Origin of the sequence: Janthinobacterium amylolyticum (genome assembly GCF_051380655.1) — a bacterium.
Lineage (GTDB): Bacteria > Pseudomonadota > Gammaproteobacteria > Burkholderiales > Burkholderiaceae_D > Janthinobacterium.
In genome coordinates this window covers 72,334-88,543 of the sequence record NZ_JBNYXL010000011.1, presented here as the reverse complement: position 1 = coordinate 88,543, position 16,210 = coordinate 72,334, and the positions used below count along the sequence as shown (strand labels likewise).

Here is a 16,210-nt window from a genome sequence, read left to right as displayed (position 1 = left end):
GCCGCAGCAGGCGAGGGCGCACCGGGCTTCAGAGATTTTCAGGAGACAAAACATGATTAGCGAATCGCATAACAGTACCGGCTTGCAGCACTCGCTCAAGCAACGCCACATGAGCATGATCGCCATCGGCGGCGTGATCGGCGCCGGCCTCTTTGTCGGCAGCGGCGTGATCGCCAAGGCCGCCGGCCCGGCCGCCATCCTTTCCTTTTTGCTCACGGGCGGCCTGGTCGTCCTGATCATGCGCATGCTGGGCGAACTGGCCTCGTCGCTGCCCGTGGTCGGCTCGTTTTACGAATATGCGCGCCTGGCCTTCGATGACAAGCCGAAAGTGTCGAAATTCCTCGGCTTCATGAGCGGCTGGATGTACTGGTATTTCTGGGTCGTCGTCGTCGCCCTGGAAGCGATTGCCGGCGCGAAACTGGTCAACTTCTGGCTGCCCGACGTGCCGTCGTGGTCGATCAGCCTGGTGCTGCTGGTGTCGATGACCATCCTCAACCTGTTTTCCGTGAAGGCGTTCGGCGAATTCGAATTCTGGTTCGCCTCGATCAAGGTCGTCGCCATTATCGTCTTCCTGTTCGTCGGCGCCCTGTTTATCACGGGCAGCTTGCCTAACAGCATTCCGACCCTGGGCTTTTTGACTAGCAATGGCGGCTTCATGCCCCACGGCTGGGGACCGGTGCTGAGCGGCGCCGTCGCCGCCACCGCCTTTTATTCGGGCGCCGAAATCGTCACCATCGCTGCCGCCGAAACGTCGGACCCGGCCAAGGCCATTGCCCGCGCCACCAATTCCGTCATCACGCGCGTGCTGATGTTCTATGTCGGTTCCATGTTTGTCGTCGTCTGCATCGTGCCCTGGGATTCGCCGGCCATCGCCACGCCATTCGTCAGCGCCCTGAAAGTCATGAACATTCCGTACGCGGCGCACATCATGAACGCCATCATTTTGACGGCCGTGCTGTCGGCCCTGAATTCCAGCCTGTATGCTTCGTCGCGCATGATCTTTGCGCTGACGCGCCGCGGCGATGCGCCGACGGGCCTGGTCAAGCTGAGCAAGAATGGCGTGCCGATCCGCGCCATCCTGTTCAGCACCTTGTTCGCCTATTTTGCCATTGCCGTGTCGTATGTGTCGGCCGACCTGGTCTTCCCCTTCATCGTCAATTCCTACGGCATCCTGATCCTGTTCGTGTACCTGCTCATTGCGATATCTCAATTGCGTTTGCGCCGCCGCCTGGAACGCGAATGCCCGGAGCGTATCAAGGTGCGCATGTGGCTGTTCCCTTACCTGACGTATTTCACCATCTTCGCCATGCTGGTGATCCTCGGCGCCATGAGCGTGTCGTCCGATACGGAACAGCGCGTGTCGTTCTGGTTCGGCCTGCTGAGCGTGGTCATCATGAGTGTCATGTACTACATCAAGAAACTCGTCAATGACGACCGCAACGGCGGCAACGAAGCCAAGGTGGAGCTCAAGCATGTCTGACACGACCTTCTTGCCTGCAAGCCGGCGCCGTTTCCTGCGCAATACGGCGGCCCTGGGCGCCGCCGTCGTGGCCGGGCCAACCTTGGCAGAGTCCGTGACTTTGCCGTTTGAAAACGGCGAGCGCGAACTGGTGGCGTTTCCGCAAAAGCGCCCGCTGATCCTGCTGACCAGCCGACCGCCCCAGCTGGAAACGCCGTTCAGCGTCTTCAGCGAAGGCGCCATCACGCCCAATGACGCGTTTTTCGTGCGCTACCACTGGAGCGGCTTGCCCACCAGCATAGACACCGGCAGCTACCGCCTGCGTATTTCCGGTCTGGTGAAGACGCCGTTGGAACTGTCGCTGGCCGAGCTGAAACAGCTGGCCCAGCCCGTCGATGTGGTGGCCGTGACGCAATGCTCGGGCAATAGCCGGGGCTTTTTCGCGCCGCGCGCCAACGGCGGACAGCTGGGCAACGGCGCCATGGGCAATGCCCGCTGGACCGGCATCGCCCTGAAAACCGTGCTGGAAAAGGCGGGGATACAGCCTGGTGCCGTGCAAGTGGCCTTCAACGGCCTGGAAACGCCGCCCGTGGGCGACGGTCCCGATTTCCAGAAGGCGCTGTCCGTCGAGCACATCATGGCGGGCGACGTAATGCTGGCCTGGGCCATGAATGGCGAGGACATTCCTTTTCTCAACGGCTATCCGCTGCGGCTGATCGTGCCAGGCTTCTATGGCACCTACTGGGTCAAGCACCTGAGCGACATCACGGTGCTGGACAAGCCGTTTGACGGCTTCTGGATGAGTACGGGCTACCGTATTCCCGACAATGGCTCCGGCTTTGTCGAGCCCGGTGCAGCGGTGGGCAAGACGACGCCGATCAGCCGCCTGAACGTGCGTTCCTTCATCACCAGCGTGCACGATGGCGCCCAGGTGAAAGCGGGACGCGACCTGGCCTTGCGCGGCATCGCCTTCGATAGCGGCCAGGGCATCAGCGAAGTGACCGTGTCGGTGGACGGCGGGCAGACATGGCAGGAAGCCACCCTGGGCAAGGACCTGGGGCGCTTTTCGTTCCGCGAGTGGACAATGCTCATGAAGGCGCCGCGCAAGGGCAAGCACATGCTGATGGTGCGCGCCGTCAACCGCATCGGCCAGAGCCAGCCCATGAAAGCCCTGTGGAATCCCATGGGTTACATGCGCAATGTGGTGGAAACCACGCGCATCCAGGCAGTCTGAGGAGATTCACATGCGAATGAACAGTTTGATTGCCGCGCTGGCCTTGTCGGCGGCTGCGGGCGGCGCGTGCGCGCTGGACATCCAGTTGCCGCCGGAAACGGCGACCTACAAGGACAGCGCCTTGCCCGGCTACCAGCTGGTGCAGCGCAACTGCATGACGTGCCACGCGGCACAGTATGCATCGAGCCAGCCGCCGGCCTCGCCGCGCGCCTACTGGGAAGCGACCGTCAAGAAAATGAAGAAGCCGTTCGGCGCGCAGTTTGCCGATGAGGACGTGCCTGCCATGGTCGATTACCTGGTGAAAACCTATGGCGCGGAGCGGAGCGCGGCCATGCCTGTCGCGGCCGCCGCAAAGCCGGTCGCCGCCGTACCGGCTACCAGCGGCAAGGATGTGAAGAGCCTGCTGGCGGCAAACGGCTGCATGGCGTGCCACGCGCTCGACCAGAAAGTGGTCGGCCCCGGCTTTGCGGAAGTGGCGGCCAGGTACAAGGGCAAGGAGAGCGTCGCGGCCGTGGCGGCGCATATCCGCCAGGGCGGCAGCGGGAAATGGGGACCCGTGCCCATGCCGCCGTTCAGCCAGCTCAGCGAAGCCGATGCGGCCAGCCTGGCCAGATACGTGCTGTCCAGATAGTCGCGTCTTCCACTCCCGCTTGCCGCGCGCCTTGCGTGCATCGCGCAAGGCGCGCGGCCACCCCTAATACCACTTCAGGCCACGGCTGCCACGCGGTATTGCCGTCCGGCGTACCGCATTACCCGTTTCCTGCATCGCCTCATTCGCCGCCGCCGCGTGCGCCTGTGCCGTGATTAATATCACTGGTACTACAAAAAACGCCGTTATACAAAACCACTTGACTACCAATTTTCGCCGTCGCATTCTCTAGGCAGAAAGCCGATGCTTCGCTGTGCTTTCTTTACGTACAACATAAAAGCTACTTCGATAGTTTTCGTATAACGTTCAGGAGACATTGTGAAGACACGGCAAATTAGCCGGCTGGCCTCGCCTTTGATGGCTGGCCTGCTGGGCAGCGCGCTGCTCGCTTGCGGCGGCAATTCCACCACCGAACCCCCATCAACCCTGCTGGCCGCCACGGCCGCCAGCGACACTTGCGCTGCCTGGAGCGCCGCTGCCGTCTATACGGCGGGCCAGTGCGCCGTCTACGACGGCAAGGTCTACCGCGCCAAGTGGTGGGTACAGGGCACGGCGCCGAACAACGACCAGTGGGGACCGTGGAGCCTCGATACGAGCACTCCAACCCCGACGCCAACGCCCACTCCAACGCCGACACCAACGCCGACACCAACGCCAACGCCAACGCCAACGCCCACGCCGGGCATCCCCACCAAGGCCCAGGCCGAAGCCAACGAGGCGGCGCTGACGAACAATGATTTCTTCCGCAAGGTCAAGGCGTCCATCCGGACCCTGGGCAACACGGCGGTCGAGGCCGTGCAACCTGGCCTGGCCAGCAATCCGCTCAACGTCAAGCGGGTCGAACGCCTGTTGCCAGCGGCCAAGTGGGATCACTATTTTGCCGCGCGCGACGCCAGCTATACCTACCGGCGCTTCCTGCAAGCGGTGGCCAAGTTCCCCGCCGTGTGCGACGACTACAGCGACGGGCGCAATGCGGACGCCATCTGCCGCCACAGCCTCTCCACCATGTTTGCCCATTTCGTGCAGGAAACGGGCGACCATAACGCCAGCAGCCCGCTGCCGCAATGGCGCCAGGGCTTGAAGTATTTGCGCGAACTGGGCTGCGACGAGACGGGGGCTGGTTGCGGCTACAACGTCGAGTGCGCCGACCCCGTCTTCAACAAGGTGTGGACTTGCGGCACGAATGCGGACGGCAGCTTCAAGAAGTATTTCGGGCGCGGCGCCAAGCAGCTTTCCTACAACTACAACTACGGGCCGTTTTCGCAAGCCATGCATGACGGCGACCAGTCCGTGCTGCTGAAGAATCCGGACCTGGTGGCCTCGACGTGGCTGAACCTGGCTTCCGCCACCTTCTTCTTTGTCTATCCGCAACCGCCGAAACCGTCGATGCTGCACGTGCTCGACGGCACGTGGGTGCCGAACGCGGCCGATACGACAGCTGGTGCGGGCAACAACTTTGCCACCACCATCATGATCATCAATGCCGAATGCGGGCAGGGCACGGAAAAGCAGGCCGCGCAAAACCGCATCGATTACTACAAGCAGTTTGCCGCCGACATGGGTTGGGATTATTCCGGCGAACAATTGTCTTGCGCCAACATGCAGCGCTTTACCCCGGCCAGTTCCGCTTCCTACAACATTTACTGGGAAAAGAACTGGAGCGCGGGTGGCGAAAACCAATGCCAGCTGGTCAGCTATCAAACCCCGTACAGCGCCTTGCTGGCCGGGAACTACGTGAAATGCGTGGAAGCCAACTGGAATGTGAAGTTGCAGTAGCAGCAAAAGCAGTACTAGCCAGCCAGGGATAACAGTTGACAAGAGCCCCTTGAGGGGCCTGCAACAGCTCTCGACATACAACCATAACGGAGACACCACGACATGAAATCGAATGCATTATTGATGGCCCTGCTCAGCGGCGTACTCGTCGCTTGCGGCGGCGGCCAGGAGGGCACGACCGCCACCCCGAACACCCTGCTGGCCGCCGTGGAAGCGTGCGCCGTCTGGGACGCCGCCACCGTCTACACGGGCGGCCAGTGCGTGGTGTACCAGGGCGTCAATTACAAGGCCAAGTGGTGGACGCAGGGCAATGTCCCCAGCGCCGCCGACCAGTGGGGACCATGGGCCGTAGTCGACACGCCAACCCCGACACCAACGCCGACCCCAACGCCGACGCCGACTCCGACCCCGACCCCGACCCCGACCCCAACGCCGACGCCGACCCCGACCCCGACTCCGACTCCGACGCCAACCCCGACTCCGACGCCAACGCCGACGCCAACGCCAACGGCTTGCCGTCCGGACGGCTTGATCTCGGCCGTGCCGAATGTGCCGTATTGCAAGGTGTATGACGCGAATGGCCGCGAAGTGCTGACCAATGGCCTGAACCGCCGCATCGTCGGCTATTTCGCCAGCTGGCGCACGGGCGTCGATGGCAGTCCGACCTATCTGGTGAACAACCTGCCGTGGGACAAGATCACCCACTTGAACTACGCGTTTGCCTCCGTCGATCCGGCGACGTCAAAAATCGCCATCGGCAGCGGCGCGGCCAATCCGGACACGGGCCTCACGTGGCCGAACGTGCCGGCGGCGGCCATGGACCCGTCCTTGCCATACAAGGGCCACTTCAACTTGCTTGCGCAACACAAGAAGAAGCATCCGGGCGTCAAGCTGATGATTTCCGTGGGCGGCTGGGCCGGCAGCGGCGGCTTCTACACGGCCACGACGAATGCGGACGGCAGCGTCAACACGGCCGGCATCAACACCCTGGCCGATTCCATGGTGGCCTTCGTGCGCCAATATAACTTCTTCGATGGCGTCGATGTCGATTACGAACATCCGACCACCAACAATGAAGCGGGCAATCCGAACGACTTCGCCGTCTCGAAGCCGCGCCTGGCTGGCTTGATGACGAGCTACAACGTGCTGCTGAAAGTGCTGCGCCAGAAGCTCGATGAAGCGGCCGTGCAGGACAACAAGTATTACCTGCTCACCATCGCCGGCTCCGCCTCTGGCTGGGTCTTGCGCGGCGAGGAAAACATGTCGGGCTTGAAATACCTCGACTATGCCAGCCTGATGAGCTATGACTTGCACGGCGCGTGGAACCAGTACGTGGGACCGAACGCGGCGCTGTTTGACGATGGCAACGACGGCGAATTGCGTGCCGGTAACGCCTACCAGTTCCAGAACATCGGCTACCTGAACACGGACTGGGCCTACCGCTACTACCGTGGCGCCATGCAGGCGGGACGCATCAATATCGGCGTGCCGTTCTACACGCGGGGCTGGAAAGATGTGACGGGCGGCACCAATGGCCTGTGGGGCACGACGCCGTTGATCAGCTCGACTGTCACCTGCGCCGGCACCAAGACTTGCGGCACGGGCGCCACCGGCATCGATAACGTGTGGTACGACCTCGATACGCAAGGCAAGCCGACGCCGGGCGGCGGCAACCCGATCTGGCATGCGCTGAACTTGCAGAACGGTATCGTGCCGAGCTACCTGGACGCGTATAAAGTCACCGACAAGGCGCTGGTAGGCAGCTATGTGCCGTACTACAGCAGCACCATGGTGGCGCCGTGGCTGTGGAATGCGACCAAGAAAGTGTTCATTTCCACGGAAACCACGCAGTCCATCGGGGCCAAGGCCCAGTACATCGTCAACAACAATATTGGCGGCGTGATGATCTGGGAAATGGCAGGCGACTATGCCTGGGATGCCACGCGCAACGGCGGCAAGGGCGAGTATTTCATGGGCACCACCTTGACGGACGTGCTGTACCAGGCTTTCCGCACGGCCGGCGCGTATGGCAACAAACGCGCCGAAATCGCCATGCCGGGCACGACGGCCAACGTCAGCATCACGCTCGGCGGCTGGAAGCTGGGCGACAGCAACTTCCCCATCAACCCGGTAATGACGGTGAAGAACAACACGGCCACGACCCTGCCGGGCGGCACCGTGGTGGAGTTCGACTACCCCGTTTCCGCGCCGTCGGACATGAGCGACCAGTCCGGCTTCGGCTTGACGGTAATCAATGCCGGCTACACGGGGCCGAACAACATCGGCGGTTTCACGAAGAACTACAACCGGGCCCGCTTCGCGATCCCCGCCTGGCAATCGCTGGCGCCAGGCGGCTCCGTGGCATTGACCTTGAACTACCGGCTGCCGATTTCGGGGCCGGCCAACTACACGGTCACCGTGGGCGGCACCAAGTATGCGCTGACGCAAGAGTATCCGGAACTGCCGGTGGCGCTGCCGTAAGATGAATACGGCAGGGTAAACAGAGAAGGGCGGAACCGAGGTTCCGCCCTTTTTCCGGGGTCAGACCCGTTGGGGGAATGTTACCCAATGGGTAATATTCCAATCGCCCAGTGACTGACCCCAGCCTTCGCTTCTGGGTTGTTTCAGCTTAAAACCAGGTTTCCACCTGGAAACCATACGACGTGCCGCTGGTATTGTTGTTGTAGATCGGGCCGCCGTTGTTCGACGCATTGACCGAAGCGGTGGCCGCATCGTTCCATTTGCCGTACGTCACGAAAGCGCGCAGTTCAGGACGCGACCACAGGCCAGGGCCGGCCGAGATCGTCGGCGCGATGGTCAGCTTGGTCAGGCGCTTGGCCGGCAGGCCGCCCGCTTGCGTCACGCGGTCCGTGCCCAGCTCGCCCACCAGCTTGAAGTTGTTGGTGAACGCGTACACAGGGCGCACGCCGACCGAGGTCCAGGTCGAGGAACCGGTGGCGTTCGACTCGTCTTTTTGCCACAGGGCGACAAATTCCATGCCGAAGTTTTCCATCGGCTGGATCGCCATGTCATTGAAGACGCGCGTGCGCTTGCGGTCCGAACCGAAGGCCGTGTTGCCCGAAGCACCGAACTGGCCGTTGCCGTCGCCGCCGACACCGGGGCCGACGCCGTACTGCACGCCGAAGGTATTGCCGCCGCCAAAGACCTTGCCTTGACGGTGGAAGGCCGACAGTTGCCAGCCGTTATGTTTCGGGCCGTAGATATCGGTATCCTTGCCTTCTGCCGTGATGATGGTGGCGGCCAGGTCCAGGGTACCGTTGGTGTTGACGGGAATTTCGCCGTAGATGAAGTTCTGGCGCACGGCCGAACGGGTGCCAAGGATGGCGCCCGTGTTCGGATCGCGGGCATTGATGTCGTTATCCTTGAAGAAGGCATACGAGAATTTACCCGGGCCGACAGGAATGCGGTCCAGGCCGGCACCGGTACCATTCATGTTGATGTATTGCAGATCCAGCATGTGGATGTCGGGACGGTAGTAGAAACGTTTACCGACCCAGGCCGTGCCGCCGCCCAGGAAATCGAGTCCCTGTGCTTCGACGTAGGCTTTGACGATGCCCAGCTTGCGGTCGCCGAAATCGGAGTTCGGTGCATAGGCATTGACCCAGATAGTGGCCAGGTAGTTCACGCCGCCGGACTTGGCGATGGATTTGGTGTAGCCGAATTCCGTGTAGGCGTCGCACTCATTGCCCAGACGGTATTTCATAGTGTTGCCGCCCAGGCCGAAACAGCCTTGCGAACCGCCGTCACCGGAGGTATTGCTGCCGGCGCCGGCGCGCAGGTAGCCGTGGAAGCCTTCGGCGTCGGAAGGGTACATCGGGTCGGCCATGGCGGACGTGCTGGCGATGGCCAGGAGCAGGGCAGGCAAAACTTTCAATGCAGTACGGTTCATGCGGTCTCCAGAAGAATGTAGGTGGTAGCGGTGGCGTCCCGGAAGGGCCGCCACCGCGCACGGTCTAATGCCGAAAACCAAGTCTAGCAGCGCATTTTTAACCACCCTGATACAAAACGAACAAGTCGCGATACTTTCTTTCAAAGTGTTGTTTTTACTCAATGTCGATACTCTCGCGCATAGCGGTCTTGCAAAAGAGTATTGAATTGCGGTTTTGGAGTATCAGAAAGTATCAAACTCCGGTGCTACATTGTGGTCGTGGTGCTAAGTATTCACGCATTGCCAACGACAAAAAACACTGGAGACACACAATGAAACGTACCGCCATTGCCGCGCTGTGCGCCGGCGCCTTCTGCTTCGCCTCGTCCGCCTTCGCCGCAACCGACCTGGTCATTGCCACCGTCAATAACGGCCACATGATCGAAATGCAAAAGCTCAGCAAGTTCTTCGAGCAAGCCAATCCCGACATCAAGCTCAAGTGGGTGACCCTGGAAGAGGGCGTCTTGCGCCAGCGCATGACGACCGATATTGCCACCAAGGGCGGCCAGTTCGACGTGATGACCATCGGCCTGTATGAAACGCCCATCTGGGGCAAGAAAAACTGGCTGATTCCCATCAAGCCGGACGCCAAGTACGATATCGACGATTTGCTGCCCGCCATCCGCGAGGGCCTGTCCGGCGACGGCAAGCTGTACGCGTCGCCATTCTATGGCGAAAGCTCGATGATCATGTACCGCAGCGACCTGGTCAAAAAAGCGGGCGTGAGCATCGAAGACCGTCCCACCTGGAACCAACTGCGCGACGTGGCGGCCAAGCTGCACGATCCGGCCAACGGCGTGTACGGCATCTGCCTGCGCGGCAAGCCAGGCTGGGGCGACAACATGGCGCTCATCACCACCATGGCCAATTCGTATGGCGGCCAGCTGTTCGACATGCAGTGGAAGCCGCAATTCACCAGCAAGCCGTGGAAGGACGCCGTCAATATGTACGTCGACCTGATGAAGAAATACGGCCCGCCGGGCGCGGCCGCCAACAGCTTCAACGAGAACCTGGCGCTGTTTAACCAGGGCAAGTGCGGCATCTGGATCGACGCGACGATCGCCGCCTCCTTCATTACCGATCCCAAGCAAAGCAAGGTGGCCGACAAGGTCGCGTTCGCCCAGTCGCCCGTGGGCGTGACGGAGCGGGGCGCCAACTGGCTGTGGATCTGGTCGCTGGCGATTCCCGCCAGTTCCAAGCATCCGAACGAAGCGCAACGCTTCATCAACTGGGCTACCTCGCCCGACTACGTGAAACTGGTGGCCAAGGAAACCAGCTGGGCCAACGTGCCGACGGGCACGCGCAAGTCCACGTATGCCAGCCCCGAGTTCCAGAAAGCGGCGAAATTCGCCGCCGCCGAGGGCAAGGCCCTGGCCACCACGCGCGCCGTGCAAAGCACCTTGCCGCCATCGCCGTACGTGGGCGTGCAATTCGCCTCCATCCCCGAATTCCAGGTCATCGGCGTGGCCGCCGGCCAGCAGATGGCGGCAGCACTGCTGGGCAAGGTGACGGTGGACCAGGCGCTGGAGTTGTCGCAGCAGACGGCGGAGCGGGAGATGCGCAAGGGTGGGTACTACAAGTAGGAAGATAGCCTGACCAAACCTACTGCGCGTCGCGCTTTGCGGCCGGCGATGCTCACCGTACTACAGTACGGTTGCGCTTCTCGGCCACAAATCACTGCCGCTCGCTACGGTTTTGCCAGGCATCTTTGCTGTGCCGTTTGGTTTGTAAAACAGGTGACGTGACTGGCCTTGCTATTGCGCAAGATCACTCACTCACCTCACGCCCCAAGAGAACATTATGAAACGCATTATCCCCCGGACTTTGCTGACGCCGGCCGTGCTTGCCGTCTCCGTCATTTCCGTGATCCCGCTGCTGATCACCCTGTATTACTCGTTCGTGCGTTATTCCATGCTCGATCCGAGCGGCCATCCTTTCCATGGCCTGGCCAATTTCCACTTTTTCTTTACCGATGCCTCGTTTTTGCCGGCATTGCAGAATACTTTTACCCTGCTGTTTTCCGTCATGCTGATCACCGTGGTGCTGGGTACGGCGCTGGGCTTGCTGATCAATGAAGCGTTCCCGGGCCGCGCCATCGTGCGCGTGCTCCTGATTTCGCCCTTCCTCGTCATGCCGGCCGTGAATGCCCTGATGTGGAAGAACATGCTGCTCAACCCGATCTACGGCCTGTTCGCGCAGATCAGCATCTTTTTTGGCGCCACGCCCGTCGACTGGCTGTCGGCCCATCCGCTGTTTTCCATCATCATGATGGTCTCGTGGCAATGGCTGCCGTTTGCCTGCCTGATCTTCATGACGGCCCTGCAATCGATGGACCGCGAACAGCTGGAAGCGGCGCGCATGGATGGCGCCACCTATCTGCAGCAACTGCGCTACCTCTACATCCCCCACCTTGGCCGCGCCGTCTCGGTGGTGCTGATGATCGAGATGATCTTTCTGCTGTCGATCTTTGCGGAAATCTTTACCACCACGGGCGGCGGTCCCGGCTTCGACACGACCACCATCACCTTCATGATTTACCAGCAGGCACTGCTGTCCTACGACATTGGAGCGGCCTCGGCCGGCGCCCTGTTCGCCGTGCTCATCGCCAACATCGCCGCCTTCTTCCTGATGCGCGTCATCGGCAAGAACTTGTCGAAATAAGGAGACCTTGATGCATAGCAAACTCAATCTGTACGGCCGCACGGCCGCCGCCTGGCTGTTCGCGCTGCTGCTGTTCTTTCCCATCTTCTGGCTGGGCCTGATGGCCTTCAAGACGGAAGGGCAAGCGATATCCACGCCGCCGCTGCTGTTTTTCACGCCGACACTCGACAGCTTCCGCGAAGTACTGGCGCGCGACAATTACTTCGGCTACGCGTGGAACTCGTTGTTTACCAGCGTGGTCTCGACGGCCATCGGCCTCTTGATCGCCATTCCGGCCGCCTATTCGATGGCGTTTTTCCCCACGGGCGGCACCATCGGCTTGCTGAAGTTCATGCTCAGCTCGCGCTACATGCCCGGCGTGGGCGCCCTGATGCCGATCTATATCTGCTACCAGTATTTCGGCCTGCTCGATACGCGCATCGGCCTGACCATCATGTTCATGTTGATGAATCTGCCCATCATGATCTGGCTGCTGTACACCAGCATGAAGGAGCTGCCGCGCGAAATCCTCGAAGCGTCGCGCATGGATGGCGCCACCGTGTGGGATGAATTCCGCCACGTCGTGCTGCCCCTGTCCGTGGGCGGCATCGCTTCCACGGCGCTGGTGTGCATGGTGTGGTCGTGGAATGAATCGTTCTGGTCGCTGAACCTGGGCGCCTCCAACGCGGGCACCCTGGCCTGGCTCATCGCCTCGTATTCCAGCCCGGAAGGCCTGTTCTGGGCCAAATTGTCGGCCGCGTCGCTGATGGCCATCGCGCCCATCATGGCGCTGGGCTGGTTCTGCCAAAAGCAACTGGTCCAGGGCATGACCTTTGGCGCCGTCAAGTAAATGATGCCTCCATAAACCTACTGCGCGCCCCAATTTCGGCTCTCCGTTGCTCACTGTGCATCCGCACAGCTCCGCTACTCAAACCGAACTTGAACCGCTCGCTACGGTTTCTGAAAGCATCGAATACAATTTAAAAATGAGACTATCATGGCTTACCTTCAACTGAGCAATATCGAAAAATTCTTTGGCGAGCACCGCGCCATCAAGGGCATCGACCTGGAAATCCAGCAGGGCGAGTTCGTCGTCTTCGTGGGACCGTCCGGCTGCGGCAAGTCGACCCTGCTGCGCCTGATCGCGGGCCTGGAACCGATCGACGGCGGCCAACTGTCGCTCGACGGGCGCGACATCACGGCCCTGCCATCGTCCAAGCGCGACCTGGCGATGGTGTTCCAGTCGTATGCGCTGTACCCCCACATGACGGTGTTCCAGAACATGTCGTTCGCGCTGAAGCTGGCCGGTGTCGATCCGGCCATCATCCGCGAGAAAGTCGACAAGGCGGCCGCCATCCTCGATTTGGGCAAATACCTGGAGCGCACGCCGAAGGAACTGTCGGGCGGCCAGCGCCAGCGCGTGGCCATCGGCCGCGCCATCGTGCGCGACCCGAAAGTGTTCCTGTTCGACGAGCCGCTGTCGAACCTCGACGCGGCCCTGCGCGTGCAGACGCGCATCGAGATCGCCAAGCTGCACCGCGAGCTGGGCGCCACCACCATCTATGTCACGCATGATCAGGTCGAAGCGATGACCCTGGCCGACAGGGTGGTGGTGCTGCGCGACGGGCAGATCGAGCAGCATGGCTCGCCGCTGGAATTGTATGACCGTCCGGCCAACCGTTTTGTCGCGCAATTCATCGGCACGCCCAGCATGAACGTGGTGCCTGCCGACGCGGCGCCGCAGTTGCTGGCGCAGGCGGGCAGCGCGGCGCAGGCCGATGGTTTTGTCGGCATCCGCCCCGAACACGTGCACCTGGGCGCGGCGCAGCCGGGCAGCTTGCCCGTCACCGTCGACCTGGTGGAATCCTTGGGCGTGGAAACCCTGACCTATGTGCGCCTGCCGAACAATGTGCAGGTGGTTTCGCGCGGCGCGGAACGCAGCAGCCTGCAGCCGGGCCAGCAGACGCACCTGACGTTCGAACCGGGTTTCGTGCATTATTTTGACCGCGCCGGCAAGACCTACGCGGCGGCGAAAGGAGCGCTGTAATGGATGCCATCGCACTGAAACAGGCAAACCTGGCGCAGCTGCCGGACACCATCGCCGTGCCAGCGTATGCGCGCGAGTCGCTCGTGCCCGGTATCGTGCATATCGGCGTGGGCGGTTTTTACCGTGCCCACCAGGCGGTGTACCTGGATGATCTGCTGGCCCTGCCGGGGAATGCCGAATGGGGTTATTGCGGCGTGGGCTTGCTGGCACACGACGCGGCCATGCGCGACGCCATGCGCTCGCAGGACGGCTTGTACACGGTGGTCGAGCGCAGCGCGGCGGGCGACTTTGCGCGCGTCATCGGCTGCGTGGGCGACTATCTGTATGCGCCCGACGATCCGCAAGCCGTGCTGGAAAAACTGGCCGATCCTGGCACGCGCATCGTTTCGCTGACCATCACGGAAGGCGGCTATTACGTGAACCAGGGCACGGGCGAATTCGACGCACAACACCCCGATATCGTCCATGAACTGGCGCATCCCGACGCACCGCGCTGCTCGTTCGGCTACCTGGCCGCCGCGCTGGCCCTGCGCCACCAGCGGGGCTTGCCGCCATTTACCATCATGTCCTGCGATAACCTGCAAAACAATGGCGACGTGACGCGCAAGATGCTGCTGGCCTTTGTCGCCCTGCGCGATTTGGAACTGGCGCGCTGGCTGGCCGCGCACTGCAGCTTCCCCAACAGCATGGTCGACCGCATCACGCCGGCCACCACGGATGAACACCGGGCGCTGGTGCGCGATACGTTCGGCATCGTCGACGCCTGGCCCGTCGTGTGCGAACCGTTCCGCCAATGGGTGATCGAGGATGAATTCCCGCAGGGCCGGCCGGCCTGGGAAAAAGTGGGCGCGCAGATGACGCACGACGTGCTGCCATATGAAAAGATGAAGCTGCGCCTGCTCAACGCCAGCCACCAGGCCCTGTGCTATATCGGCATGCAGCTCGGTTACACCTACGCGCACGAAGCGATGAGCGACGCCGGTATTCGCGCGCTGGTGCGGCGCATGATGGATGACGAGGTCACGCCGCTGCTGGACGAAGTGGAAGGCATCGACCTGGCCAGCTATAAAGATACCCTGATTGAGCGCTTTTCGAATCCGGCCGTGCGCGACCAGCTGGCGCGCATCGGCACCGAGGGTTCCGCGCGCATCCCGAAATTCGTGCTGCCCTCCGTGCGCGAAGCGCTGGCCCAGGGCGGCGCCATCAAGCTGCTGGCCTTCACGGTGGCGTGCTGGTTCCGCTACCTGGAAGGTCACGACGAGCAGGGGCGCGACATGCCGCTGAACGATCCGTACGCGGCGCGCCTGCGCGCGCTGGCGCTGCAGGGCGGCGCCGATGCCACGGCGCTGCTGTCTCTGCGCGAGCTGTTCGGCGACCTGAGCGACGCGCCCGCATTCACGCAGGCGGTGGGCGAGGCGCTGGCCAGCCTGTATGGACTGGGTGCGCGCGCGGCGCTCGAACAGCGCGTGGCCTGACAGGGGAGGGCGCCATGCAACGCAAGGCCGAATATCCACAACCGCAGATGGAGCTGGAACAGCAGCGCGACGCCACGCCCGGTTTCGAGCCGAAAGGCAGTTTCGGCTTCATCCGCTACCTGGAGCACGGCTTTCCGAATTCGCTGGTACGCTGGCATTACCACGACGAGTACGAGCTGCACCTGATCGTCGAGAGCAGCGGCAAGGTGTTTGTCGGCGACTATATCGGCCAGTTCACGCCCGGCCATCTGGTGCTGACAGGGCCGCGCGTGCCGCACAACTGGGTCTCGCTCGACACGCCGCCCGAAGGCGTGGCGCTGCGCGACATGGTGATCCAGTTTTCGCATCCGCCGCTGGCCTCGATGGCGGCCGTCATCCCGGAATTGAAAGGCATTTTCCCGCTGCTGCAGCGCGCCTTGCACGGCGTGGAATTTTTCGGCGTCAGCGAACAGTCGCTGCGTCGCTTCCAGCGCATCCGCGACAACAACGGCCTGCCGCGCTTCATCGAGTTCCTGACCTTGCTGGGCGAGCTGGCGCAGACCAGCGACTACCAGCTGCTGTCGACGGTGCCCATGCAGTCGAGCGACGACGACGTGGCCCTGGCGCGCATCAGTTCAGCCATCAACTTCATTGTGCACAATTACAGCAGCCAGTTCTCGCTGAAACAGCTGGCCGAGCAGGTGGACATGCCGGAGCGGACCTTTTCGCGCTTTTTCCGCAGCGCCACCGGCAACAGCTTCACGGATTTCGTCAACCGCCTGCGCATCAACAAGGCGTGCCAGCTGTTGATGGAGACGGAGAGGTATGTGAGCAACATCTGCTACGAGGCGGGTTTTAATAACGTGGCCAATTTCAACCGGCGCTTCCTGGAACTGAAAGGCATGACGCCGAAGGAGTTCCGCCAGCAGGCGCTGGGCCGCTTTGGCGAATAAGGGAAATTGGGGTACATTGGACGGCAAAGGCGGGAGACAGCCTGCAAAG

At 61.9% G+C, this 16,210-nt stretch carries 12 protein-coding genes; 11 read left to right on the top strand and 1 reads right to left on the bottom strand.

Features of this window, described 5'->3' with window-relative positions; translation table 11 throughout:
• Positions 1 to 52 precede the first annotated feature (52 nt).
• From ACQ4WR_RS22460 to ACQ4WR_RS22440, 5 genes are all read left to right on the top strand, one after another.
• On the top strand, positions 53 to 1,480 hold the full coding sequence (locus ACQ4WR_RS22460; RefSeq protein ID WP_102293343.1) for an amino acid permease: 1,428 nt from the start codon (positions 53 to 55) through the stop codon (positions 1,478 to 1,480).
• A complete protein-coding gene (sorA, locus tag ACQ4WR_RS22455) occupies positions 1,473 to 2,693 on the top strand; it encodes a SorA family sulfite dehydrogenase catalytic subunit (RefSeq protein WP_436490013.1) in 1,221 nt (406 codons plus the stop codon). Before ACQ4WR_RS22460 ends, sorA begins: the two co-directional genes overlap by 8 nt.
• Before the next feature lie 10 nt (positions 2,694 to 2,703).
• Positions 2,704 to 3,324: a SorB family sulfite dehydrogenase c-type cytochrome subunit gene (sorB, locus tag ACQ4WR_RS22450; protein WP_436490011.1), complete on the top strand. Its 621-nt coding sequence runs from the start codon at positions 2,704 to 2,706 to the stop codon at positions 3,322 to 3,324.
• A 336-nt stretch (positions 3,325 to 3,660) separates the two neighbouring features.
• Positions 3,661 to 5,118 carry a glycoside hydrolase family 19 protein gene (locus tag ACQ4WR_RS22445; RefSeq protein WP_436490009.1) on the top strand — a complete coding sequence of 486 codons (1,458 nt, stop codon included), beginning with the start codon at positions 3,661 to 3,663 and terminating at the stop codon, positions 5,116 to 5,118.
• 102 nt (positions 5,119 to 5,220) lie between these two features.
• Complete coding sequence (locus ACQ4WR_RS22440; RefSeq protein ID WP_436490007.1) at positions 5,221 to 7,599, top strand: chitinase C-terminal domain-containing protein; 2,379 nt, start codon at positions 5,221 to 5,223, stop codon at positions 7,597 to 7,599.
• Between the two features lie 148 nt (positions 7,600 to 7,747).
• Here the strand turns inward: ACQ4WR_RS22440 and ACQ4WR_RS22435 are convergent, their stop codons facing one another.
• Positions 7,748 to 9,028 (bottom strand): maltoporin, encoded by a 1,281-nt coding sequence (locus ACQ4WR_RS22435; RefSeq protein ID WP_102293990.1) that lies wholly within the window; start codon positions 9,026 to 9,028, stop codon positions 7,748 to 7,750.
• A 311-nt stretch (positions 9,029 to 9,339) separates the two neighbouring features.
• Here ACQ4WR_RS22435 and ACQ4WR_RS22430 point away from each other — a divergent pair, with 311 nt between their 5' ends.
• The 6 genes from ACQ4WR_RS22430 (at position 9,340) to ACQ4WR_RS22405 (ending at position 16,161) form a co-directional block, all read left to right on the top strand.
• A complete protein-coding gene (locus ACQ4WR_RS22430; protein ID WP_102293989.1) occupies positions 9,340 to 10,650 on the top strand; it encodes an ABC transporter substrate-binding protein in 1,311 nt (436 codons plus the stop codon).
• 217 nt (positions 10,651 to 10,867) lie between these two features.
• On the top strand, positions 10,868 to 11,728 hold the full coding sequence (locus ACQ4WR_RS22425; protein ID WP_102293988.1) for a carbohydrate ABC transporter permease: 861 nt from the start codon (positions 10,868 to 10,870) through the stop codon (positions 11,726 to 11,728).
• A 10-nt stretch (positions 11,729 to 11,738) separates the two neighbouring features.
• Positions 11,739 to 12,557, top strand: coding sequence for a carbohydrate ABC transporter permease (locus ACQ4WR_RS22420; protein WP_071324500.1), 819 nt, complete (start codon positions 11,739 to 11,741; stop codon positions 12,555 to 12,557).
• Between the two features lie 147 nt (positions 12,558 to 12,704).
• Positions 12,705 to 13,754, top strand: a complete 1,050-nt coding sequence (locus tag ACQ4WR_RS22415; RefSeq protein WP_436490004.1) for an ABC transporter ATP-binding protein — start codon at positions 12,705 to 12,707, stop codon at positions 13,752 to 13,754.
• Positions 13,754 to 15,229, top strand: a complete 1,476-nt coding sequence (locus tag ACQ4WR_RS22410) for a mannitol dehydrogenase family protein (protein WP_436490002.1) — start codon at positions 13,754 to 13,756, stop codon at positions 15,227 to 15,229. The genes ACQ4WR_RS22415 and ACQ4WR_RS22410 overlap by 1 nt, the downstream gene beginning before the upstream one ends.
• Before the next feature lie 14 nt (positions 15,230 to 15,243).
• A complete protein-coding gene (locus ACQ4WR_RS22405) occupies positions 15,244 to 16,161 on the top strand; it encodes a helix-turn-helix domain-containing protein (RefSeq protein ID WP_436490001.1) in 918 nt (305 codons plus the stop codon).
• Positions 16,162 to 16,210: the final 49 nt, after the last annotated feature.

Coding starts and splice junctions, on each gene's coding strand:
- ACQ4WR_RS22425 (WP_102293988.1), top strand. CDS start 10,868: ATGAAACGCATTATCCCCCGGACTTTGCTGACGCCGGCCGTGCTTGCC.
- ACQ4WR_RS22405 (WP_436490001.1), top strand. CDS start 15,244: ATGCAACGCAAGGCCGAATATCCACAACCGCAGATGGAGCTGGAACAG.
- ACQ4WR_RS22430 (WP_102293989.1), top strand. CDS start 9,340: ATGAAACGTACCGCCATTGCCGCGCTGTGCGCCGGCGCCTTCTGCTTC.
- ACQ4WR_RS22435 (WP_102293990.1), bottom strand. CDS start 9,028: ATGAACCGTACTGCATTGAAAGTTTTGCCTGCCCTGCTCCTGGCCATC.
- ACQ4WR_RS22440 (WP_436490007.1), top strand. CDS start 5,221: ATGAAATCGAATGCATTATTGATGGCCCTGCTCAGCGGCGTACTCGTC.
- ACQ4WR_RS22410 (WP_436490002.1), top strand. CDS start 13,754: ATGGATGCCATCGCACTGAAACAGGCAAACCTGGCGCAGCTGCCGGAC.
- ACQ4WR_RS22420 (WP_071324500.1), top strand. CDS start 11,739: ATGCATAGCAAACTCAATCTGTACGGCCGCACGGCCGCCGCCTGGCTG.
- ACQ4WR_RS22415 (WP_436490004.1), top strand. CDS start 12,705: ATGGCTTACCTTCAACTGAGCAATATCGAAAAATTCTTTGGCGAGCAC.
- ACQ4WR_RS22460 (WP_102293343.1), top strand. CDS start 53: ATGATTAGCGAATCGCATAACAGTACCGGCTTGCAGCACTCGCTCAAG.
- sorB (WP_436490011.1), top strand. CDS start 2,704: ATGCGAATGAACAGTTTGATTGCCGCGCTGGCCTTGTCGGCGGCTGCG.
- sorA (WP_436490013.1), top strand. CDS start 1,473: ATGTCTGACACGACCTTCTTGCCTGCAAGCCGGCGCCGTTTCCTGCGC.